This is a genomic window from Sphingobium sp. LMA1-1-1.1, assembly GCF_040676365.1.
In the GTDB taxonomy this organism is placed as follows: Bacteria; Pseudomonadota; Alphaproteobacteria; order Sphingomonadales; family Sphingomonadaceae; genus Sphingobium.
In genome coordinates, this window is record NZ_JBEGHS010000074.1 from 42,184 (window position 1) to 64,334 (window position 22,151).

Below are 22,151 nucleotides of genomic sequence, written 5' to 3' on the forward strand. Positions count from 1 at the left end.
TTAATTCGTCATCCGTTCCGAAAGATTGGCGCGCAAGGCAAGCGGTAAATCAGCCGCCCGCGTTTCAGCCGCGCCGTTCCACGCCCGCAAGCCGGCTTTCGGCGGCCGCGATTTCGACGATGCGGATGCCGTAGCGCCCGTTCACCGTCACCACCTCCCCCTTGGCGATCAGCGCGCCGTTGACCATGATGTCGAGCAGGTCGTCGGCCTGGCGGTCGAGTTCCACGACGCTGCCTTCGCTGAGGTCCATGACCTCCGCCAGCCGGAGCGAGGTCGATCCGACCTCCACCGACATGCGGACGGGAATATCGGCCAGCAACCGGAACTGGCGGTTGTTCACCATGCGGGAAATGCTGTCCTCGCCCACATTGTCTAGGCGGGGGGCTTCGCTCATATCGCTCATTGTCCGGTTTCCTGTGCAAGCTTTTCGATCTGGAATGCGGCGCGGCCATCCTGTTCGCCGATCGAGCCATGGGCGACGATGCGGTCGCCCACGATCAGCGGCAGGCTGCGGTTGATGGTGACGGGAATGATGTCGCCGGCCTTGAGCCGCATCAAATCGGCCAGGGACAGGTCAGGGCGCGCCAGCACCGTGCGCGCGGGCAGGCGGATGTCGCGCATGCGCTGGGCCATGCGGGCCTGCCACACCGGGTCGGCGCGTTCATCATCGACCGGGACGCGGTTGCCCATCAACGGTTCAACGGCGCGCAGCGCGGACAGCGGGAACAGCAGGTCGATCGGCCATTCGGCGTCGCGGCTGACGCTGATGAGGAAGCGCTGCAGCACCATCTGCTCGCCCGGCTGGGCGGCGGCGGCAAAGCCGATGCCGGTTTCCCGGACGATCAGACCCGCCTCTATTGTCAGCATGTCGCTCCAGCATTCGACCAACCGGGCCATGAACGCATCGGAAATGCGCGTGATCAGGCGATCTTCGGTCGGCGTGAACTCCCCGCGCGGCGGCAATGCCCGATTGCCGATCCCGCCATAGAAACAGTCGACCAGCGTCGAGATCATCGCCGCATCGAGCCGCAGCAGCACCTGCCCCTTGAGCGGCGACAGGCGATAGACCCCGATGCTGGAGGAACCAGGCACTTCATGCGCCCAGGCGCCGAATTCCAGCGCGCGCGCATCATGCGCGGCGACATGCGGGCGAACCCCGGCGATCGGCTCGATGAGGGCGCGCAAACGCCGGCCGAGCTTTTCGCCCAGCCGGTCCAGCCCTGACAGCATCAGCGGCGCCTGAGATTCCGCCTGCCCGAAGGCATAGGCTTGAACATCGGTCATTTCAGTCCCCAGCCGTCCCGGGCGGGGGACTTCCCGCACGTTCAGGCAGCCCTATTGAATAACGAAATTGGTAAAATAAACGTTATCGACGCCGCCATAGCCCGTCTTTTGCTTCAGAATGTCGTTAATGACGGTCTTGATCTTCGCCTGGAGCGCCCTTTTGCCCTCCGGCGTCGACAACGCCTCCACCGGCTGCTCGGCCAGCATCATCAGAACCTGGCTGCGAATCGCCATCTCATGGGCCTTGATCGCATCGACGACGCGAATGTCGTAATAGGTCGATACCGCGATGGAAATCTGGGCGAAGGCGTCCGTATCCGACATGTTGGAGGTGAAGGGCGTCTGAAGCTGGAAATAGGTCGCCTGATAGGCGGCAGGATTCGCCGGGCTGGGCAGGTCGATGCCCTTGGCGGGAATATGGGCGCCCGGCACGGCATGTCCGCCGCCACCGCCGCCCTCATGCCCGCCGCCTTCACCACCGCCGCCGCCGCCGGCATAGCCATGGGCCTTCGCCACGTCCTCGGCGCTTTCGCCCGCCAGCACGAGCACGGGCTTGTTCAGGTCCTCCTTCGGACCTTCTTCCTTAGGGCTGAAGAAACCGGCGGCATAAAGACCGCCTGCCGCCCCCGCGCCACCAACCACCATGGCGATGGCGATGAGCAGGATCAGCTTCATCCGCCCGCCCTTTTTCTTCTTCGGCTTGGCCTCGTCACTCATCGGTCAAAATCCCCGTAAACCCTGTCGTCAGGCATAGCGCGCGCGGGCGGCGGAATTGCCGGCGCGGCGCAGCTCGTCATGGTTAAGAACGGCCGGATCGCCGGAATTTTTAGGGGCGAGCGCGTTATTTTCCTGGGCGCGCCAGCGGCCCTGACCCTGCGCCTGACCCTGCGATTGCGCCATATTCTGGCTGTTGTTCGCCCAGCCATTGGCGCCCTGGGATCCCTGTTGCTGGGGCGATTGCTGTTGGTTGGCGCCGTCCGACCTGGCGGCTTCCGCCACATGCGGCATGCGATCGATCTTCACCTCGGCGATGCGCACGGCCGAAAGACCCGCGTCGAGGCGCAGCCGGTCGCTGTCCTGGCGCAGTGCCATTTCGGCGGCTTCGCTCGCGACGGTCAGGCTGACCGTCGCGCCATCGCTGCCCTGCCGGATATCGACCTGCACGGGCCCAAGTTGGTCGGCGTTGATCTGGAACCGGCCCTGCGCGCCATTTGCGGACAGCCCCGCAATCTCGCGGGCGAGGCCATCAATCCACTGGCCGGAAACGCCCATGTCTACGACCTGCGCGCCAAGGCTGGCGGACAAATCGGCCGGCGCAGCCGCAACCGGCGGCTGGACGGAGGGCGCAGCGGTGGGCTGGACGACCGGCATCTGGGGGGCGGCATCGACCGGATTTGATTGGACGGCATTGGCCGGGCTGGTCTCGACCGGTGCAGCAGACCGGCCAGTCCTGGCGCGGGCGGCCAACGCTTCTCCAGCGCGGACGGGCGTGCCCGGCTGGCGGGCAGCAACCTGATCGCGCACCATCTGGAGCAAGGCAAGTGCCTCCGACTTCACCGGGGCGCCCTGAGGGTGCGCGGCGGGTACGGGGCCTTCAGCCTGTTCGTCCGATGCCGCAGGCGCAGCCATGGCGGGCGGCGCGGAGCCATTCGCCACATGCGTCGCTTCAACCGGCTGTCCGGCAAATGAGGGCGGCAATGGCGCCGCTGCCGGCAGATTTTTGCCGCCATCCGGTCGGACGGGCGCCGTTTCCGTGACCACGGGTGCGGACGTCGGCAGCACCTGCGCCGGCACGCCTTGCGGCCCGAATGTCTGGACAGGGGCGAATGTCTGGACAGGGGCGACGACCGTTGCCGGAGCCGGCGCCGCATCGGCCTGTTCGTTCGGCTTGTCCGTGTCGCCCTGTTCGGCAGGCGCCAAATCGTCGGAATGCTCCACCGCCACGGTTTCCGGCTGAGCCTCTACCTTCCCCGGCTTGGCTTCCTTGCCGGAACGCGTGGCCTTGGCATGCTTGTCGGGCGTCACGACGGGCAGTTCCAGCGCGTCAGTTTCGCCCTCTTCGCTCGCGACCGGAACCGGCTCGGACTCTTGCGCCGCGACCTCTTCCACGCTGCCCTCAATGTGCGCAGGCGCCGTCCCCCCGACGCCGACTTGATCGACGCTAGCCTGATCAACGCCAGGCTGCGCCGGCGCGTCGATCTTCGCGGCAAGGCCGGGCGGTAGCGGCAGCGAATCCTTGCGATGGCTCTGCACGGCCCTCAGCGCATTGGCCAGGCCGAAGGACAAGGACGAGAGCGTCTCGTCGGCCTTGCCGGCCTTGGCCGGAGTTGCGGTCGAATCGACCTGCGGCAGACCCCCTGTCGCGGTACCTTCCTGCGCTTCCTGCGCTTCCTGCGAAGCGTCCATCGTGCCGCTCAGCACGCTGGCAAAATTCGGCGCCCCTTCCACGGGCGTGGCCGATGCGGCCGCGCCATCGGCGGGCATGGGCGCCGCCGCCGAGGAAAAGAGCAGCGTCTTGAGGCTGGTCGGCATGTTCACGTCAGACATCTCCTGTCCTCTGCATCCGGCGATAGCGCGGCAACGCCGCGAGTTTGTTTTCCCGCCATTCCTCCAGGTCCGCGCGGGCGCGATCCTTGAGCTTCACGGCGATTTCGCGATCCCGATTGGCCGCGAGGGAAAGGCCTTCCTTGACCTCCACCTTGCGACGCGCATCGTAGAGCGCACCATCCAACTGGCGCCCCGCCTGTTCCAGCCGGCCCGCCAGTTCCTGCATCGCTGCAAAATTCGCGCCAGTTGCGACGCCCTGCCCCATAAAAAGATCATTTCGCACATTGCGCAGCCGCTCGACATTGCGGGCGATGCCCTCCGCCTCGTCGCGGGCGCGGGCGGTTTCTGTCGCGGCCATGGCATGCTGGACATGGCGGACGCGCAGCACGCGCTGGCGACGGGCGACCTCTGCCTTCACGCGCCGAACTCGGCGATGAGGGCGGCGGCGCTGCTGTCAAGGTCGATGAAGCTCTTCTGATCCTGCCGGATGAAATCCAGTATTTCCTGCCGCCGCTGCACCGCTTCGTCGATCACCGGATCATTGCCGGGCCGATAGGCGCCCATCAGGATAAGGTCGCGATTTTCCTCATAGGCGGCCCAGAGGCGGCGATAGCTGGCGGCGGCAAGACGATGTTCGTCCGGCACCACGTCCGCCATGACGCGGGAGAGCGACTTGCCGATGTCGATGGCGGGAAAGATCGCCTGCTCCGACAGATGGCGCGACAGCACGAAATGCCCGTCCACGATGGCGCGGGCGGCATCGACGATGGGATCGTCCGTGTCGTCGCCATCGGCCAGCACTGTGTAAAGCGCGGTGATGGAGCCGCCGCTGCGGCTGTCGACGCCGGCGCGCTCGACCAGACGCGGAATCATCGCCAGCGCCGATGGCGGATAGCCCTTCATCGCGGGCGGCTCGCCCAGCGCCAGCCCGATTTCCCGCTGGGCATGGGCGCAGCGGGTCAGGCTGTCGATCAGCAGCAGCACCTTCTTGCCGCGCGCCCGGAAATATTCGGCGATGGCGGTGGCGCGGGCGGCGGCGCGCAGGCGCAACACCGGCGGATGGTCGGCTGGCACGGCGACGACGACGCTCTTGTGCATCGCGCCCTTCAGCTTGGTTTCCAGAAAGTCGCTGACCTCGCGGCCGCGTTCCCCGATAAGGCCCGCGACGACGATGTCCGCTTCGGCGCCCTGGATCATCTGGCCCATCAGCACCGATTTGCCGACGCCGGAACCCGCGATGATCGCGATACGCTGGCCGCGGCCGGCGGTCAGCAGCGCATTGACGGCGCGCACACCAAGATCGAACGGCTCGGTCACGCGGCCCCGGTCAAGCACATTGCCCTTGACCCCGTTGAGCGGCCAGGAGCCACCCGCGATGATCGGCCCCTTGCGGTCCAGCGGCTGGCCCATGGCGTCGATGACGCGGCCGATCAGCCCCTCGCCCACCTGCACCATGGTCGCCTGGCTGTCCGGCTCCACCCGCGCGCCATTTTCCAGCGGCGCGTCGGCATCAAGCGGCACCAGCAGCGTCCTGTCGCCACGAAAGCCGACCACTTCGGCACGGCAGATCGTCCCGTCCGCCGCGATCAGCCGCGCGCCGGCGCCGATGGGACGGCGAAAGCCGGTGACTTCCAGCATGCCCGCATCATGACTGACCAGCCGGCCGACGTGGCGCGGTGCGCGGTTCTGCACCTGCATATGATCGAACAGCGTTTCCGCCTGGGCCAGCGCGGCGCGAATCATCAGGCCTTGCCCTCCATATCGTCGAGCAGCGCGCGCAGGCGCGACAGGCGAACATCCGGCCCGTCCTCGACCCAACCGTCGGCGGTTTCCAGCCGCACGCAGCCGCGATGCATGTCCTGATCGGCGACCAGCTTGACGCCCAGCACCTCGCCCTCGAGCAGCGAGACGTCATCGGGATGCATGTGCAACGCACCCCTGTCGTCATGACCTTCGATGAAGGCGGCGACGCTGTCGCAGCGCTCGACCAGCCGCTCGATGTCGATCTCGACCTCGCCCACAATCTGCTCGACCAGCCGCACCACCGTCGCGGACAACATGGTGGAAAGCATGCCGCTCGGTGCGGGAGCCAGCAGTTCGAGCGCCTGGGTCAGCCGCTCGCGCGCCTCCGCCTCGGCACCGCTCGCTTCGGTGGCGATCCGGCAACCCTCGTCGAAGCCCATGGCAAAGGCCTCGGCGCGGGCCTGTTCCAGGACATCCTCCTCGCTCTGCGGCACCACGTCATTGACGGCGCGACCGGGCATCCTTGCGGCCTCGGTGAACAGGCTGCGAAAGCCCCCGCTCGTCACCTTTCCCATGCCGCCAAGCGGAATGCTCGCGACCTCTGCGCTGCCCCAGAGCTTAGACAAAATCATTCCCCTTGCCGCCCAGCATGATGGTGCCCGCGTCCGCCATGCGGCGGGCGGTGGCGATGATCAGCTTCTGCGCGTCGATGACCTCGGCAAGGCGGATCGGCCCGCGCTCTTCGATCTCGTCGGCGATGGCCTGGGCGGCACGGGCCGACATGGAACCGAAGATCTTGGCCTTCAGCATCTCGTTCGCGCCCTTCAGCGCGACCACCAGGATCGAACTGTCGACGGTGCGCATCAGCGTGCCCATATTCTTGTCGTCCATGTCGATCAGGTTGTCGAAGACGAACATCTCCTCCTCGATCGTCTGGGCGACCATCTTGTCCCGCTTGGCCAGCGCCTTGATGATGCGCTGCTCATTGTCCTTGCGGACATTGTTCATGATCGCCGCCGCCTCGATCGTGCCGCCGCGCTGGGAAGCGCCGCCCTGCTTCTTGGCCATGTTGCCGCGCAGCAGAAGCTGTTCGAGGTCGTCCAGCGCCTCGTTCGAGACGGGGCCGAGCGTGGCGATGCGATAGACGATCTCTTCCTGATGCTCGGTCGGCAGCAATTGCAGCACGTCGGCCGCGATCGGCGCCTCCAGATGGGCAAGCACGATCGCCATGATCTGCGGATGCTCCGCCTCGATCAGCACGGCGATTTCCTTCGCGTCCATCCATTTCAGCATTTCAAGCTGGGTGGAACGGGTCGGCGGCGTGATGCGGGCGAGCATGTTCTCGGCCCGCTCCTCACCCAGTGCCTTGGTCATCGCGCCACGGATATGGCGGGTCGCGCCATAGCCGATGGTGGTGCGCTTCTTCGCCTTGGTGACGAAATGATCCAGCGCCTCGTTGACTTCCTCGACCTGCACGTCAGCCACGTCATACATGGCGTAGCCAAGCTGGCGCACTTCCTCGGGCTCCAGGCGCGAAAGGATCTGCGCGGCCTCATCCTCGTCGAACAGCATCAGCAGGACGGCGGCGGCGGCGCTGCCCTTCAGTGCAGCAGCGGTTGCGACCTCAGGCATTTTCCTTCTTCCCTTCCTTCAGAAGGTCGCGGACGACCAGGGCGGCGCGATCCGGATCCTGCTTCACGAAATTGCGGATCAGGTCGGCGCGCTGGGCGTAGTCATAGGTGGAGGAGATCATGTCGAGCGTGACCGGCATCGACCCGTCGGGATTGACCGTCGCCTGACGGCTGAGTTCGGTCGAGATTTCCCGGCCGATCTTCTGGCCCTCCGCGGCGATCTGTTCAGCGGCGGCGGCCTGGACGGCGGCGCGGCGCTTCAGCAGCGGGCGGCCGATGCCGAAGATCACCAGCAAGGCGACCAGCAGGGCGGAGACATTGCGCACCAGCGGCGATACCCATCCGGCCTCATACCAGGGCGCCTGGACGACTTCTTCCTTGGCGAAGCTGCGCGAGGACAGGGCCACGACGTCGCCCCGCGCCTGGTCGAAGCCGACCGCGCCCTTCACCAGAGCCTCCAGCGCGGCGATTTCCTGCGCGCTGCGCGGCTTGCCGTCCGGTCCATTGTCCAGCGCGACGGCGACCGACAGGCGCTTGACCGTGCCGATGGCGTCCTTGGTCACGGAGACTTCGCGGCCCAGTTCGAAGCTGCGGTTGAAGGTCTCTTCGGTCTTCATCAGCGGATTGGCCGGCGTGCCCGGCTGGGCGGCGGTCTGTGCGCTGGTGGCGCCCTGATTGGTCGAACCTTGGGCCACAGCCTGACCGTTGGGGTTGGTCTGGGTCACGGTCGGGTTGACCGGCGCCTGATTGCTGAGCGCACCGGGGATGCCGCTCGCCTCGCTACCGGTACCTTGTCCGCGCGGGTCGGAAGCCCAGGTGCCCTGCTCCGTGCGCAGGCGCGCCTCGTCCTGCGGATAGGTCTCGCGGGTCGCCTGACGCTCCGCGAAGTTGAGTTCGGTATGAACCTCGGTAGAGAATTTGCCGGCGCCCAGGATCGGGGTCAGCAGCGCGATCACCGACTGGCGATAGCGATCCTCCATCCTGGTCTGGACGGCCAGTTGGCGGTCGTCGGCGGCATTGCTGTCATTGTTGCTCAGCAGGCGGCCATTCTGGTCGACGACCGAGATGTCCTCCGGATTGAGTTCCGGGATGGATGAGGCGACCAGATGCACGATGGCGCTGACCTGGGCGTCGGTTAATTGGCGACCAGAGGCAAGACGCAGCATGACCGAGGCGGACGGCTTGGACCGTTCGCGCAGGAACACGCTGGGCGGCTCCACCGCGAGGTGGACCTTGGCGCTCTCGACACTGTCGATCGCCTCGATGGTGCGAGCCAGGTCCATTTCCCTGGCGGAACGCAGCTTTTCGCCTTCCACGGCGCGGCTGGCGCCCATCGGCAGGCTGTCGATCATGCTGTTGCCGTCGGGCGCGCTCTTGGGCAGGCCCTGCGCGGCGAGCATCATCTTCGCCTTGAAATAATCGTCCTCGCCAACGGTCATGCTGCCGCTATTGTCGAAGTCATAGCGAATGCCGTTCTGGTCCAGCACCTGCGCCACGGCCGACTTGTCGGCATCGGGCAAAGCGCGGAACAGATCGCGCTGCGGCGGCTCGCGCAGCGCCAGCCAGGCCGCGCCCGCCGTGGCGACAACGCCCAGCAGGCCCAGCAGCGGCAGGCTTTTCGCCACCGCCGGCTGCTTCATGAAGCCGGTGAAGCGCGCCTTCAGCGCGTCGACGCCCTTGGCGCCGCCAAAGGAAGCGGGGCTGGCGGCGGGAAGAGCGGCAGCGCCGCCAACGGAGGGGGTGAGTGCGTTCTCGCTCATATTACACCGGCATGCTCATGATGTCCTTGTAGGCGGACAGCAATTTGTTGCGGACCTGAAGGGTGGCTTCGAAGCTGACCGACGCCTGCTGCTTGGCCAGCATGACCCCGGCGATATCGGTGGTTTCCCCCCGTTCGAACGAGGCGGCCGCTTCACCCGCCTGGTTCTGCAAGCCGTTAACCTGGTTCAGCGCCGATTTCAGCGCGTCGGTGAAGCCGCCCGGCGCCGTGGCGCCATTGGTGCCGACTGCCGCGCCCGTGCCGACATTGCCGGTCTGGGCAACATCGCGCAGCGCGGCGTTCTTCTGGAGGATGGCGTTGCGGATCGCCATCACGCTGTCGGTCGGAGAAATTCCGGTCATGCCCTATTCCTCCTCAGGCCGCGGCCAGATCGCGCATTTCGGCGAGCCGGTAGCGCAACGTGCGTTCGGAAATGCCCAGCTTGCGCGCGGCGGCGGCACGGTGACCGTCGGTTTCGCGCAATGCGGCGCGGACAGCCTCCAGCTTGCTGTTGTGGGCGACATCGCGCAGCCGGATCGGCTCGGCGGGCGCCAGGACCTGCTCCACTATGCGCAGTTGCGGCGCGCCGCTGATGTGCAGGTCGACAGGCTCGATCCTGTCCCCATCGCGCAGCACCAGGGCACGCTGAAGCACATTGCCCAGTTCGCGGGCATTGCCGGGCCAGACATGGGCGGCCAGCTTTTCCAGCGCCGCGACGGTCGGCCAGACAAAGGCATCCTTGGCGCTGTCCTGCTGGCGCAGCAGCATGGCGGCGGCGATGGCGGTGACGTCGCCCGGACGCTCGGCCAGCGGGCGCAGTTCCAGCGGCATGACATTGAGGCGCCAGTAGAGATCCTCGCGGAAGCGGCCGGCGGCAACCTCAGCGGCAAGGTTGCGGTTGCAGGCCGCGATGATTCGGACATTGACCGGCACCGAATGCGTGGCGCCGACCGGAAGGACTTCGCCTTCCTGCAGCGCGCGCAACAGCTTGGCCTGAAGGCTGAGCGGCAGTTCGGCGATCTCGTCAAGGAACAGCGTGCCGCCGTCGGCCGCGAGGAACAGGCCTTCCGAAGCCTGGGCCGCGCCGGTGAAGCTGCCCTTCTTGTGGCCGAAGAGCATGGCTTCCATCATGGTTTCGGGCAGCGCCGCACAGTTGACGGCGATGAAGTCGCGGGTCACGCGACCGGACTGGGCGTGGAGGAAGCGGGCCATGCCTTCCTTGCCGGTACCGGTATCGCCCTGGATCAGCACGGTGGCATCGCTGCGGGCGACCCGCCCGGCCAGCGTCATGAGGCGGGCGCTGCCGGCGTCGCCCACGGCGGGAACGGCGGCGGGCCGCGCCAGCTCCGCGATCAGGGCGAAGGCGAAGCCCATGTCCTCCAGGCCGAAGGCGACACGCGCGGGCAGGCCGTTTGCGGCCGGCACCAGCGACGGCGCACCGTCGACCAGATTGATCAATATGTCGCGATGGGTCGCATGGCCGATTTCCGTCGCCAGCAACACGCGCCGGTCTTCCCGCTCGCGCGGGCTCTGCGCATCCACGATCCGTACGGTAAAGAACGCATTCTCCAGCCAGTGCTGCAGGCCCGGAACGAGCGCGCAGACTCCTCGGCTCACGTCCAATGATGACATGAACTTGTCCCCATGTTTTTGGCTGGCTTGTGCCCCCGCACACCCCGAACCTCTTCGATGGCCTGAAACTGCCCGACTGTGGTTATCATATGGTTAATGCGGCAAACCCCTTGCCGCATAACGGCAATTTTTTTCCGCGCGGCCGGAACTTTTCTTCGGCTTTTGCATATGCATGGGCGACGCCCCAGCCGCCAGATCGACATATTACCCTTTATTTTCAATCAAATAGCAAAAAAATCGCGATCCGCCTAAAAGCTCTTTTCACGGCGCCGTTATCCCCTTTCGAGGCCGCAAGCAGCCTGATGGCAGCGACCTGAACGAACGAAAGGGTATCAAAATGACTGTTATCGGAACCAACTCCTCGGCGCTGCGTGCATCCAATGCCTCGGCCATGGCCGGCAAGGCGCTCAGCACCGCGATGGAACGCCTGTCGACCGGCAAGCGCATCAACTCGGCAAAGGACGACGCCGCCGGCCTCGCCATCGCCTCGACCATGACCTCGCAGATCCGCGGCATGACCCAGGGCATCCGCAACGCCAATGACGGCATCTCCCTCGCCCAGACGGCGGAAGGTGCGCTGGGCGAAGTCAACAACATGCTGCAGCGCATGCGTGAATTGACCGTCCAGGCGCTGAACGGCACCAACGACACCAATTCGAAGGCGAACATCACCTCGGAACTCGACCAGCTGTCGACCCAGATCAACAGCGTGATGACCAACAGCAAGTTCAACGGCATCTCGTTGTTCCCGACCACGGCGGCAACGATCACCGTCCAGGCCGGTTCGACCGCAGCCGACTCGGTTTCGCTCTCCGTCGGCGGCATCGACCTCTCAGCCGTCGTCGGCGCCAGCGCCGCCACCGTCAGCGGCTCGGCAGCGACCACCGCGACCCTGGCGCTCTATGACACGGCGCTGCAGTCGGTCTCGACCGCCCGCGCCACGCTGGGTGCGACGCAGAGCCGCCTGGAATCGACGGTCAACACGCTGACGGCCAACGTCACCAACCTGACCGACGCCCGCAGCCGCATCGAGGACGCCGACTTCTCGGCCGAAACGACCGCCCTCGCCAAGCAGCAGATCCTGAGCCAGGCCTCGACCGCGATGCTGGCCCAGGCGAACCAGAGCCAGCAGGGCGTGCTGAAGCTGATCAGCTAAGCTGCGATACTGAGATTGAACGGCCGGGGTTTTGGTCACCCCGGCCGTTCATGCCACCCCCGGCACATCAACAGTCCCCACCGTGCCGGGGGTAGAAACTTCGATGAAACGACCAGCTCAAACGAAGCCTCCGTCCCCCCGGGCGGAGGCTTCATCGCATTTGCGGTTCGACCATTTTCCAATCGATGCGGGATCGAAACACTTGCATTGGTGGTTGTCGCACCCATGATGACAGCGATGAACAAGAATATTTCGACAGGAATCGGGCGGCGCGCGATGATCGCGGCCTCCGGTGCGGCGCTGCTGCTTCCCGGCTCCCTGCTGGCGCGGGACGGGGCAGAGGCCTTTTCCTGGAACATGCTGGTCGCCCGGGCGCAACGTCTGGCCCGCGCGACGTTCAAGGTGACGCCCTTTTTCCCCGGAGCCGACAAGATCGGCTACGACGCCTTCAACCAGGCGCGATTCCGGGATGAACGGACGATCTGGAACGACCGGGGCGACGACACCGGCATCCGCCTGTTCCCGCTCAGCAGCACGGTGCAGCAGCCGGTCGAGATCGCATTGGTGGAACAGGGCCGCGCCACGCCACTGCGCTACGACCCCGACATGTTCGACGCGCCAGCCGGCAATGCGGTGCGCAATCTCGGCCCCGATGCGGGCTTTGCCGGTTTTCGCATCATGAACGCGGCACGGGACGGCGACTGGCTGTCCTTTCTGGGCGCCACCTATTTCCGGGCGCCCGCTGAAAGGCAGTTCGGCCTGTCCGCCCGCGCCGTGGCGATCAATACCAGCATCGCGGGCAAGGAGGAATTTCCCCGTTTCACGCATTTCTGGCTGGAGCGGACGGGGCGCAGCAGCGTCACCGTCTATGCGCTGATGGACAGCGCGTCCCTGACCGGCGCCTTCCGCTTCGCCAGTACTCTCACGCCGCAGGGCGTGCGGCAGGATGTCGATGCCGTGCTGTTCACGCGCAAGGCGGTCGCGGAACTGGGACTGATGCCGATGACCAGCATGTTCTGGTACGATCAGGCCGACCGGCGCACCCGCACCGACTGGCGGCCGGAAATCCATGATTCCGACATGCTGTCCATCGCCAGCGCCGATGGCACCGTCCATTGCCGCCCGCTGGTCAATCCCTCCGCGCCTCGGGTCGATGTCTTTGCGGAACGCAATCCCAAGGGTTTCGGCCTGCTCCAGCGCGACCGGAATTTCGATCATTATCAGGATGACGGGGTCTTCTACGAACGGCGCCCTTCCCTGTGGACGACCAGCCGCAAACCGCTGGGCGCCGGGGAGGTGCGGCTTTACGCCTTCCCGACCGACAGCGAATATACCGATAATGTCGCGGCCTACTGGACGCCCGCCGCGCCCACCCGCGCCGGCAACCGGATAGAGGCAAGCTACCGGCTTGACTGGTCGGCGGCGCGCGCGCCGGCCTCCGCCGGCCTCGCCACGGTCGAAAATATCTGGACCGGCCAATCGGGCGAGGCAGGAGTCGACCGCTTTCTCGTCGATTTCTCCGGGGTGCCGACAGGAACGCAGCCCGACATCTGGGTCGATCTGGCCGGTGGAACCCTGGTCAAGAAGGCCGGCTATCCGGTCCTGCACCAGAAGGACATGTTCCGGATGGTCCTGGATATCCGTCGGGATCGCGGCAAGGCGACCGATATCCGCGCCCAGCTCAGGGCCGGCAATCGCCCGTTCAGCGAATATGTGCATTACCCGCTGGGCGCCTGAATGACAGGCATGCTAGAGCGTTTTCACTATGAGCGGAAACGCTCTGGTCTTTTGATGCCGCATTTTCCGGGCCGTCGATCGTAAACGGTCAACTTGAAAATGCTCCAGGGAACCAGCCAAAGCCAAGTTGGTTCTGAATGACGGGTTTCGGCCCGAACCTCTGGCGAAACGGGTCGGTATGAAGGCAACGGGCGGCGTGCACAGCAACAGGGCCAGCGGATCGACGCCTGCAAGGGCCTTCGAACATCTCCCTCCGGAGCGGCCATTGGCCATGCCCGCGCAGGATTTCGCGGCGGCGCCCCGCGACCTGCCGCATCGTCCGTTCAACATCGACCTGTGGGCGCGTCGCACGCTGGTCGTGCTGCTGGCGCTGCTGCCCGCCTCCATGGCCGCGCATGAGATGCGGCGCTCCATCGGCCTTGACGGCATATCGCCATGGGAAGGCGTGTATCTGGCCCTGTTCATCCCGCTTTTCGCGTGGATTGCCTTTGGCTTCGCCACCAGCCTCATTGGTTTCCTGCTGCTGACCGTGGGGCGCGGCCAGGGCGTGCGACCCTATCGCGCCCGCTCCACGGTGCCGTTGCGTGGCCGGACCGCCGTGCTGCTGCCGGTCTGCAACGAGGATTTTCAGGATGTGCTCGCCCGCCTCTCGATCATGGAGCGCTCGCTCGCGCAGGTGATGGGCGGTGAGCGGTTCGAATTTTTCATCCTGTCCGATTCGAACCCGAAAAATGGAGAGAAGGAGCGCGTCGCCTATCTCAAGATGCGCCGGGGCTTTTCCCGCCCGGTTCATTATCGGCGGCGGACGCTCAACATAGGACGAAAGCCGGGTAACATCGCCGAATGGGTCGAACGCTTCGGCGGCGCCTATGACCATATGATCGTGCTTGATGCGGACAGTGTGATGAGCGGACAGACCATGGCGCGCCTTGCCGCCGACATGGAACGGCATCCCCATGTCGGCCTGATCCAGACCGTGCCGTCGATCGTCGGCGCATCGACGCTGTTCGCCCGGTGGCAGCAATTCGCCAGCCGCCTGTTCGGCCCGATTTCCGCCGCCGGCATGATCTGGTGGGCGGGATCGGAAGGCATGTTCTGGGGCCATAATGCGATCCTGCGGACCAGGGCCTTCGCGCAGAGCTGCGGCCTGCCCGAACTGCCCGGACGCGCGCCCTTTGGCGGGCATATCATGAGCCACGACATGGTCGAGGCCGCGCTGCTGCGCCGCCGCGGCTGGGACGTGCATATCGTCATGGCCGACGACAGCTTCGAGGAATTTCCCCCGTCCCTGCCCGACCTCGCCACCCGTGACCGCCGCTGGTGCCAGGGCAATATCCAGCATGTGCCGCTGCTTTCGAAGATCAGGGGCATGCACCCGGTCAGCAAATTCCAGCTTTTCGTCGGAGCGTCGGCCTATTGCACGTCGCCGCTATGGCTGGCCCTGATGCTCGTGGTGCTGGGCGGCGCGGCGGCGGGCGTGTGGCCGCCCAGCGCGATATTGCCGTCGGGCGGACTGCTCGCGCTGACAGCGGTGCTGCTGTTCGGGCCGAAGCTGCTCGCGCTGCTCTGGGCGCTGGCCGATCCGGCGCGACGCATCGGCTTTGGCGGCGGGGTGCGCATGATGCGCGGCGTGATCGCGGACATTGCGTTGTCGATCCTGATGGCGCCGATCAGCATGCTGACGCAGACCATCAACCTGTTCGGCATATTGATGGGCCGCAAGAGCAGCTGGAACGGCCAGACCCGCGACCGGGACGGCATGCGGATGCTGCCCGCGATCTGGCTGTTCAAATGGCATATGCTGCTGGGCGCGGGACTGACGCTGCTGGCGGTGAAGTCCGATACCTCGCTTGGCTGGATCATACCTGTGGTGGCGGGCCTTGCGCTGGCGCCCTTCTTCGCGGCCTTCACCGCGCGCAAGGATCTGGGCACGCATGTCGCGAAAAGTGGGCTGTTCCAGGTGGCGGAACCGTGGTGGCGCACGCAGAATTACCAGAAGACGCGCTACCGGCAGTTGCAGTTGGACAATGCAAGGCCGCCCTTCGAAGGATTGTCCAACGTGGCCAATGACGGCTAGCGGTCAGAACACCTTGTTCCTGCGAAGGCAGGCATGGAGGCGTCGGACAGGGCTCAGTCCCAATCCCGCAATTTCTCGCGCAGCTTGTCGAGCGCGGCCTTCTTGATCTGACAGACGCGCGCGGCGCCGATGTCCAGCGTCGAGCCGATCTCGTCCAGGTTCAGTTCCTCGACGAAATAAAGCTGAAGCACCAGAGCCTCCCGCTGCGGCAGTTCCCCGATATATTTCGCCAGCGCGCCTTTGAGCGACTCGCGCTCCATCACATCGTCGGCGCGGTCCTCGACATCGGCAAACCACATGGACTGGTCGGAATAGACCTCGTCCATGCTGCTATGCTGCACCATCTCGCAGCTATCGGCCAATTCGCGGTAAGCGGAGGCGTCCAGCCCCATCTCGGCCGACATTTCCGCCTCCAGCGGCGCACGGCCCAGCTTCTGCTCCAGCCGGTTGCGGATGGCGGTCAGCTGCTTGCGCTGGGCCATGGCGGAACGCGTCATCGTCGCCTGACGGCGCAGATGGTCGATCATCGCCCCCCGCACGCGCATCTGCGCATAGGAGGCAAAGCCCAGACCCCGATCCTCGAAGCCGTTCGCAGCCTCGACCAGCGCGACCATGCCGATCTGGAGCAGGTCCTCGATCTCGATCGCGCTCGATACCCGGCCATGGATATGCCAGGCGATCTTGCGCACCAGCGGCATATATTGGCGCGCCAGCCTTTCGGGCGAATTGGCATGGGCGGACCGGCCATAGGTGTTGGCATCGGAACCGGCGACGACCCTATTCATGAACATTGGTCAGGCTCCTCAGAGCGATTTCGAGGGAAATGGAACATTCCCCGGCTCGGAAATCGCGGCAAAATAAAGACATAGGCCCTTCTTCATCTCCCCGGCCTATGCAACGCGTTCGCGAGCAGGCAGCGGATCATGGCGCGGCGCGGGCCGCTGTTCGCCGCCGACCACGGCGACGACTTCCACGCCCTTGCCGTCGGGGATTTCCAGGAAGGACAGCACCGGCGTTTCGGGCAGATGCGGCTTGAACAGTCGGGCCAGCGCCCGGCGCGCGACCGGCGAGGTGACGATGGCGAAAGTACGCGCCTGCCCCAGCAGCGGCCGGGCGGCGGCGATCACCGCCTCTATGATGCGGTTGGCCAGCGCGGGCTCGATCGGGTGCCGGGCATCGCCCGCGACCCGCATCGCCTGCGCCAGCAGCGCTTCCAGATCGCCGTCCAGCGTGATCACCGGCAGCGGCATCTTCACCGGCACCAGCCCCTGGATGATCAGCGAACCGATCCGCTGGCGCACCGCTTCGACCAACTGGTCGAGGGTCATGTCCGGCCGCGCAGCATCGACCATCGCCTCACAGATGCGGCGGAAGTCCTTGAGCGGGATGCCCTCCGCCAGCAGGGCGCGGCAAAGCGCGCTGATCTGGGTGAGGTTCAGCAGGCCGGGCGTCAGGCCGTCGACCAGTTGCGGCGCAGCGTCCTTCAGATTGTCGAGCAGCTTGCGCGCTTCGTCCAGGCCGAACATCTCGCTGGCGTTCATGGCGATGAGCTGGTTGAGATGGGTGGCGACCACCGTCGGCGGGTCGACCACCGTATAGCCCGCAACCACCGCTTCGCTGCGCTTGGCGGGCGAAATCCAGACAGCGTCCAGGCCAAAGGTCGGGTCCTTCGCCTCGCGGCCGGACACCGTGCCCTCCAGTGCGCCGCTGTCGAGCGCGAGCAGATCGTCGGGGAAAATCTCGTCCTCGCCCACGACCACCCCGGCGATCGTGATGCGATATTGATTGGGCTCCAGTGCCAGATTGTCCTTCACGCGGACCATCGGCACGACAAAGCCCAGTTCCTTCGAAAGCTGGCGCCGGATGCCGGTGATCCGGGCCATCAGCGGCGCGCCCTTGCGCTCGTCCACCAGGCTGATCAGCCCGTAGCCTATCTCCAGCCCCAGCACCGCGCCGTCCGACACGTCGTTCCATTCGATGAGCGCCGGATTGGGCGGCGGCGGGGCCGCTTCGGGTTCGGCCGCCTTGCGCTGGCTCGACTTGCGCAGGTGCCACGCAATGCCGCACGCCACAGCCGCGGCGGGCAGGATGACCATGTGAGGCATGCCGGGCAATATGCCCAGGAAAGTCAGGATCGCCGCGACCGGCATCCACGCCTTGCCCGAACCGAACTGGCTGGTGATCTGGTTCGACAGATCGTCCTCGCTGCCGACGCGGGTAACGATGGCGGCGGCGGCGATGGACAGCAGCAGCGCTGGAATCTGCGCCACCAGCGCGTCGCCGATGGCCAGGATGATATAGGTCTGCGCCGCCTCGCCGATGCTGAGCTTGTGGCTGACCACGCCCAATATGATGCCGCCGACAATGTTGATGGCGAGGATCAATATGCCCGCGACCGCATCGCCCTTCACGAATTTCGAGGCACCGTCCATCGAACCGTAGAAATCGGCCTCGGTCGCCACTTCGCGGCGGCGGACCTTGGCTTCTTCCGGGGTCAGCAGGCCGGCGTTGAGGTCGGCGTCGATCGCCATCTGCTTGCCCGGCAGGGCGTCCAGGGTGAAGCGGGCGCTGACTTCCGACACGCGGCCCGCGCCCTTGGTGATGACGACCAGGTTGATGATCATCAGGATCGCGAAGACGAAGATGCCGACGACATAGTCGCCGCCGATCAGGAAATGACCGAAGGCCTCGATGACATGGCCCGCGGAATCCGTGCCTTCATGCCCGTTGACGAGCACCACGCGGGTCGACGCGACATTAAGCGCCAATCGCAGCAGCGTCGCGAACAGCAGCACCGTCGGGAAGCTGGAGAAATCCAGCGGTTTCGCCGCGTTCAGCGCAACCATCAGCACCGCCAGCGAGATCATGATGTTGGTGATGAACCCGATGTCCAGCATGATAGCGGGCACCGGCACCATCATGAACAGCACGACCATCAGCGTCGCGATGGGCAGCACGGCCCCCTTGGCGGCGCTCATCCAGATCTTCGCTTTGACTTGGGCGGGAGTCATAAGGGGCCGTTACCTTCCGAGGGTGGCGAGCATGAGATAGGCGAGGCGCGCCGTCTGCGGCTGCGGGCGGATGCCTGTCACATCGGCCGCGCTTGCAAGGCGCTGGGTTTCGATCCGCACATAGTCGGCGGGCTGCACCGCCTTCGCGCCGGAGGGCAGCGAGGCGTCGGCATATTGGATCGCGCCACCGCCGACCGAATCGAAGCCCTTCTGGAGCTTGGCGGCGAAGCGGTCGCGGATTTCCGCGAAGCTGCGGGCATTGCCCTGCTTGTCGTAGAAGATGGAACGGTTCGCGCGGGCCGCCGCCGGAAACATGGCCGCCGCAGCCGCATTGGGCGCGCGGTCGTTCATCGACAGGAACCTGCTGGCCCCGCCGACGCCCAGGAAATGGGCCATATAGAGGTCGACCGGCTCCGCCTCGCGGCCCAGGCGCTGTTCCAGCGTCGCCTTGTTGTCGGCGGCATGTTCGGCGGCCATGACAGAGGCGGTTTCGGGATGCTTGCGCAGGTCGAGTATCTGCTGGCGAAGGTCCGGATCGGCCACATAATAGCGGCCGTTGTTGCCCCGGCTGATCGCGTCGGCGGCCCAGCCCAGGCCATATTCGCTGCCATGCTGGTCGATGACCGCCAGCCAGCTCTGATCGACGAACTGGTAAAGCCCGGTCGCGGAAGAGGTGGTCGCACGGGCGGTGGGATTGAGGCTGCTTTCGATCTTCGCCTGACCGAGCAGATAGGCGAAGTCCACGCCGGTGCGCCGGCTGGCCATGGCGATCGCGTTCGTGACGCGATTGCCCGTTGTAGCCGCCCCTGTTCCTGCGATGTCTGCAAAAACCGACACTGGTTCGATCAATCCCCGTTGGTACCGGGGGTCATTAGAGCAAGTGACGTGCCAAGATTTGGTTAACGCGTGCTCATAATTTGATTGCTGCTCTGGTCATGTCGGAGCGCGCTGCCGACCGGAAATGAAAAAAGGCGCCTCGCGGGCGCCTCGTCAAACAACAGCAATGACGCCTATTTAGCGCCCATATACCAGCGGTGCCGCCTCCGCGCCCCGCGCCGCGAGGATCGCGAGTCGTTGGCTGGCATGGTCAGCCAGCAGGTTCGTGCGGATCCGGGCGGATTCCATCAGCGGCGCAAGCGCCTTCAGCCGGTCCTTCACCGCCTCGTCAGACCGCCACACTCCGATGGCGCGCACGGCCGCCGCCGCCTTGGCGATTCGCTGGCCTGCCGTTTCGATGGCAGTCGGGTCGACCCCGTCGAGCGCCCCGCGCAGCTCTTCGAAAGCCGCGTTCAACTCGTCCAGCGCTGCAAGGCCGAGCGGCATGGGTCAGCCAGCCGTCGGCAGGTCAAGCGCGAGCATGCGATCCGCGATCGCCGCCGGATCGACGGGATAATTGCCCGAAGCGATGGCAGCCTTGATCGCGGCGACGCGATCCATGTCGATCGGGGCCCCCTCCGCCGCCATGCGGGCAGCCGGGCTGGCCGAGCCGGTCGAAGAGGCGGATGTCGCGGCCGAGCCGACCGAAGAAGCGCGCGCGGTCTTGCCGCCTTCCTTCAGGCGGGTTGCCTCTATGGCGGCGCTGATATTCTGGCCGACAGACTTGATCATCGTTTCAATCCTTCATTCGTCCCGCACAGTCTATATACGGCCGGGTTCAAAAATTGTTAAATCCCGGAACACGAACAATTCCCATTCCCACGACCTGCGCCAGAATCGGCGGCGATTTGCGGTCTTCCCGCACGCGAATCGTTTCGCCCACGGCGCCGTCTTCGTCCGCCATCATCATGCGCGACACGCTGAACGCGGCATTGCCGGCCATCAATTGCACCGGATCGCCCTTCCGGACCACGGCGTCCTTCGGCATGGCCCGCATCGCCGGAGCATAGCGCGCCACCGGGCCTGACGCCGCCGCGGCGCCACCCGCCACCAGCGGTACGCGAATCCGCCAGCCCAGCGCGTCGCACTTGACGATCGCCGCGCCGAACAGCGGCCCGTCCACGCTGGGCGTGGTCGGGCAAGCGGCCAGCCGCAGGCGGCGGTCGACCGGCGCCATCGGGCCGCCCGGTTCGCCCAGATTGGCGCCGACTGTCATCGCGACCAGGCTGTCGATACGATCCAGATTCTCGAACTTCTGCTGCGCCAGCGCCGGGTTGGATGCTGAAACGGACAGCGCCAGAAGGAGGATCTTGGGCAAATGCGTCACGGTGTCTCTCCGAAAAGCGGACAGGATTGACCATCAACGACGCAATATTCGTGCCATGTTGGAACATGGCGATGGCCGATACTCCCGGAGCGGGCCTCAGCGATCATGGCGGACATCGGGCGTGATCAGGATCATCTGCCCCTTGCCGTCCGCGCCATCCAGCTGGTCAAGCCCGCGCAGCACCAGCCGGTCGCCCGCGATTCCCCCCGCCTTCAGCGCCCGCGCCACCGCACCCAGCCGCGCCGCCGACAGATCCCAGCCGTCGAACCGCTGACGCGCCGCATCCGTGCCATGGCTGCTCACTTCCAGCCCTTCACGGCCGCGGGCATAGCGATCCGCCACGATCTTCAGCCGCGCGCGCCCCTGTTCCGTCAGCAAGGCTTCACCGGGCAGGAACAATTCGGCCGCGCGGATTTCCATGGGGCTGCTCGCCTGGCCGCCAAATTGCTGCCGCACCTGCGCCAGCATGGCGTCGCGCCGCTGGCCGCTCGCCTGAAGCATGACGAAGAAACCGAGCAGCAACAGCAGCAGATCGGCGAAGCTGATCGCCCACCGGCCGCGCCGTGCCCCGGCAAGGGCGGAGATATTCATGCCACCTCGCGGATCGAAGCGCGACGCGTCGGCACATTTTCGCGCCGCGCGATGGCGGCCATGCGGTCAGTGACCTCCTTTTGCCAGGCGAGTTCCCGCTCCGACAGGTCGGCAAGCCGCATCGCGATCGGCGCCGCGACGACATTGGCAATGACCACGCCATAGAAGGTGGTGAGGAGCGCCAGCGCCATGGAAGGCCCCAGCGCGGCAGGATCGTCCATCGCTGCGAACATGCCGACCAGGCCGATGATCGTTCCCGCCATGCCCAGCGCGGGCGCGGCATCGGCGATGGAAAGCCAGACCTTGCAGGCGGCGCCGTGGCGCTGAGCCCGGTCGGCCAGCGACTGCGCGGCCCAGAGTTCGAATTGCTCGGTCTTCTCGCAATTGGCGAGCCGGCGCGCGGCTTCGGTCAGATAGGGATTGGCGGTCTTCACCCGGTCGGTGCAGGCAAGGCCGCGCAGTTGCGCGACCTGATCGATCTTCAGCATGGCCGCCCGCGCGCTATCCCGGTCCCTTGCCGGATCGGCGCGTAACAGCGGTACAAGTGCGGCAAAGGCCCGCCCCAGCCCGTGCACGCCATTCTGGAACAGCGCCAGCAGCCCGACACCCGCAACCATGGCCAGCATGGTCAAGGGGTCGAACAAATGCGCCATGATCCCGATCATTTTCCGTCCCCGCTCACGCCCGGCCGACCGACGGCAAAGCGCTGCCACCCGTCGGCAAAATTTTGCCGCCCTTGCCGCCATCACCACCCAATCCCGCTGATTTCCGCCATTGGCC

The 22,151-nt window shown here is 65.9% G+C and carries 23 protein-coding genes; 4 read left to right on the forward strand and 19 right to left on the reverse strand.

Features of this window, described 5'->3' with window-relative positions; all coding sequences use genetic code 11:
* Window positions 1-64: 64 nt before the first annotated feature.
* The 11 genes from fliN to MRBLMA1_RS21885 are packed head-to-tail and all read right to left on the reverse strand — an operon-like array spanning window position 65 to window position 10,596.
* Window positions 65-403 (reverse strand): flagellar motor switch protein FliN, encoded by a 339-nt coding sequence (gene fliN / locus MRBLMA1_RS21835; protein ID WP_363739886.1) that lies wholly within the window; start codon window positions 401-403, stop codon window positions 65-67.
* Entirely contained in the window at window positions 400-1,284 is an 885-nt protein-coding gene (locus tag MRBLMA1_RS21840) for a flagellar motor switch protein FliM (protein ID WP_363739888.1), read from the reverse strand. Before MRBLMA1_RS21840 ends, fliN begins: the two co-directional genes overlap by 4 nt.
* Window positions 1,285-1,335: 51 nt before the next feature.
* Window positions 1,336-2,001, reverse strand: coding sequence for a flagellar basal body-associated FliL family protein (locus MRBLMA1_RS21845; protein WP_363739891.1), 666 nt, complete (start codon window positions 1,999-2,001; stop codon window positions 1,336-1,338).
* Window positions 2,002-2,028: 27 nt separating this feature from the next.
* Window positions 2,029-3,831, reverse strand: coding sequence for a flagellar hook-length control protein FliK (locus MRBLMA1_RS21850; RefSeq protein ID WP_363739893.1), 1,803 nt, complete (start codon window positions 3,829-3,831; stop codon window positions 2,029-2,031).
* Window positions 3,824-4,249 carry a hypothetical protein gene (locus tag MRBLMA1_RS21855; protein ID WP_363739896.1) on the reverse strand — a complete coding sequence of 142 codons (426 nt, stop codon included), beginning with the start codon at window positions 4,247-4,249 and terminating at the stop codon, window positions 3,824-3,826. The genes MRBLMA1_RS21850 and MRBLMA1_RS21855 overlap by 8 nt, the downstream gene beginning before the upstream one ends.
* Window positions 4,246-5,574 (reverse strand): FliI/YscN family ATPase, encoded by a 1,329-nt coding sequence (locus tag MRBLMA1_RS21860; protein ID WP_363739898.1) that lies wholly within the window; start codon window positions 5,572-5,574, stop codon window positions 4,246-4,248. Before MRBLMA1_RS21860 ends, MRBLMA1_RS21855 begins: the two co-directional genes overlap by 4 nt.
* Window positions 5,574-6,206 (reverse strand): flagellar biosynthesis protein, encoded by a 633-nt coding sequence (locus tag MRBLMA1_RS21865; protein ID WP_363739901.1) that lies wholly within the window; start codon window positions 6,204-6,206, stop codon window positions 5,574-5,576. The genes MRBLMA1_RS21860 and MRBLMA1_RS21865 overlap by 1 nt, the downstream gene beginning before the upstream one ends.
* Entirely contained in the window at window positions 6,193-7,206 is a 1,014-nt protein-coding gene (gene fliG, locus MRBLMA1_RS21870; RefSeq protein WP_363739902.1) for a flagellar motor switch protein FliG, read from the reverse strand. The genes MRBLMA1_RS21865 and fliG overlap by 14 nt, the downstream gene beginning before the upstream one ends.
* Window positions 7,199-8,965: a flagellar basal-body MS-ring/collar protein FliF gene (fliF, locus tag MRBLMA1_RS21875; protein WP_363739905.1), complete on the reverse strand. Its 1,767-nt coding sequence runs from the start codon at window positions 8,963-8,965 to the stop codon at window positions 7,199-7,201. Before fliF ends, fliG begins: the two co-directional genes overlap by 8 nt.
* A 1-nt stretch (window position 8,966) precedes the next feature.
* Window positions 8,967-9,326: a flagellar hook-basal body complex protein FliE gene (fliE, locus tag MRBLMA1_RS21880; protein WP_363739907.1), complete on the reverse strand. Its 360-nt coding sequence runs from the start codon at window positions 9,324-9,326 to the stop codon at window positions 8,967-8,969.
* Between the two features lie 13 nt (window positions 9,327-9,339).
* Window positions 9,340-10,596 (reverse strand): sigma 54-interacting transcriptional regulator, encoded by a 1,257-nt coding sequence (locus MRBLMA1_RS21885; protein ID WP_363739909.1) that lies wholly within the window; start codon window positions 10,594-10,596, stop codon window positions 9,340-9,342.
* A gap of 29 nt (window positions 10,597-10,625) precedes the next feature.
* Between MRBLMA1_RS21885 and MRBLMA1_RS21890 the strand changes: the two genes are divergently transcribed.
* The 4 genes from MRBLMA1_RS21890 (at window position 10,626) to mdoH (ending at window position 15,566) form a co-directional block, all read left to right on the forward strand.
* Window positions 10,626-10,913: a hypothetical protein gene (locus MRBLMA1_RS21890; protein WP_363739912.1), complete on the forward strand. Its 288-nt coding sequence runs from the start codon at window positions 10,626-10,628 to the stop codon at window positions 10,911-10,913.
* Between the two features lie 20 nt (window positions 10,914-10,933).
* Window positions 10,934-11,752: a flagellin gene (locus MRBLMA1_RS21895; protein WP_363739915.1), complete on the forward strand. Its 819-nt coding sequence runs from the start codon at window positions 10,934-10,936 to the stop codon at window positions 11,750-11,752.
* 225 nt (window positions 11,753-11,977) lie between these two features.
* A complete protein-coding gene (locus MRBLMA1_RS21900) occupies window positions 11,978-13,489 on the forward strand; it encodes a glucan biosynthesis protein (RefSeq protein ID WP_363739918.1) in 1,512 nt (503 codons plus the stop codon).
* Between the two features lie 178 nt (window positions 13,490-13,667).
* On the forward strand, window positions 13,668-15,566 hold the full coding sequence (mdoH, locus tag MRBLMA1_RS21905; RefSeq protein ID WP_363739920.1) for a glucans biosynthesis glucosyltransferase MdoH: 1,899 nt from the start codon (window positions 13,668-13,670) through the stop codon (window positions 15,564-15,566).
* 53 nt (window positions 15,567-15,619) lie between these two features.
* Here the strand turns inward: mdoH and MRBLMA1_RS21910 are convergent, their stop codons facing one another.
* The 8 genes from MRBLMA1_RS21910 to MRBLMA1_RS21945 form a co-directional block, all read right to left on the reverse strand.
* Entirely contained in the window at window positions 15,620-16,357 is a 738-nt protein-coding gene (locus tag MRBLMA1_RS21910) for a sigma-70 family RNA polymerase sigma factor (protein ID WP_363739923.1), read from the reverse strand.
* Window positions 16,358-16,456: 99 nt separating this feature from the next.
* The gene (gene flhA / locus MRBLMA1_RS21915) at window positions 16,457-18,577 is read right to left on the reverse strand and encodes a flagellar biosynthesis protein FlhA (RefSeq protein ID WP_363739925.1); all 2,121 of its coding nucleotides are present in this window, start codon (window positions 18,575-18,577) and stop codon (window positions 16,457-16,459) included.
* Window positions 18,578-18,586: 9 nt separating this feature from the next.
* The gene (locus MRBLMA1_RS21920) at window positions 18,587-19,414 is read right to left on the reverse strand and encodes a lytic transglycosylase domain-containing protein (RefSeq protein WP_363739928.1); all 828 of its coding nucleotides are present in this window, start codon (window positions 19,412-19,414) and stop codon (window positions 18,587-18,589) included.
* 177 nt (window positions 19,415-19,591) lie between these two features.
* On the reverse strand, window positions 19,592-19,900 hold the full coding sequence (locus MRBLMA1_RS21925; protein WP_363739931.1) for a hypothetical protein: 309 nt from the start codon (window positions 19,898-19,900) through the stop codon (window positions 19,592-19,594).
* Between the two features lie 3 nt (window positions 19,901-19,903).
* Window positions 19,904-20,185 (reverse strand): flagellar biosynthesis anti-sigma factor FlgM, encoded by a 282-nt coding sequence (flgM, locus tag MRBLMA1_RS21930; protein ID WP_363739933.1) that lies wholly within the window; start codon window positions 20,183-20,185, stop codon window positions 19,904-19,906.
* A 46-nt stretch (window positions 20,186-20,231) separates the two neighbouring features.
* Window positions 20,232-20,780, reverse strand: a complete 549-nt coding sequence (locus MRBLMA1_RS21935; RefSeq protein ID WP_363739936.1) for a flagella basal body P-ring formation protein FlgA — start codon at window positions 20,778-20,780, stop codon at window positions 20,232-20,234.
* Between the two features lie 96 nt (window positions 20,781-20,876).
* On the reverse strand, window positions 20,877-21,371 hold the full coding sequence (locus MRBLMA1_RS21940) for an OmpA/MotB family protein (protein ID WP_363739938.1): 495 nt from the start codon (window positions 21,369-21,371) through the stop codon (window positions 20,877-20,879).
* On the reverse strand, window positions 21,368-22,036 hold the full coding sequence (locus MRBLMA1_RS21945) for a MotA/TolQ/ExbB proton channel family protein (RefSeq protein WP_363739941.1): 669 nt from the start codon (window positions 22,034-22,036) through the stop codon (window positions 21,368-21,370). Before MRBLMA1_RS21945 ends, MRBLMA1_RS21940 begins: the two co-directional genes overlap by 4 nt.
* Window positions 22,037-22,151 lie beyond the last annotated feature (115 nt).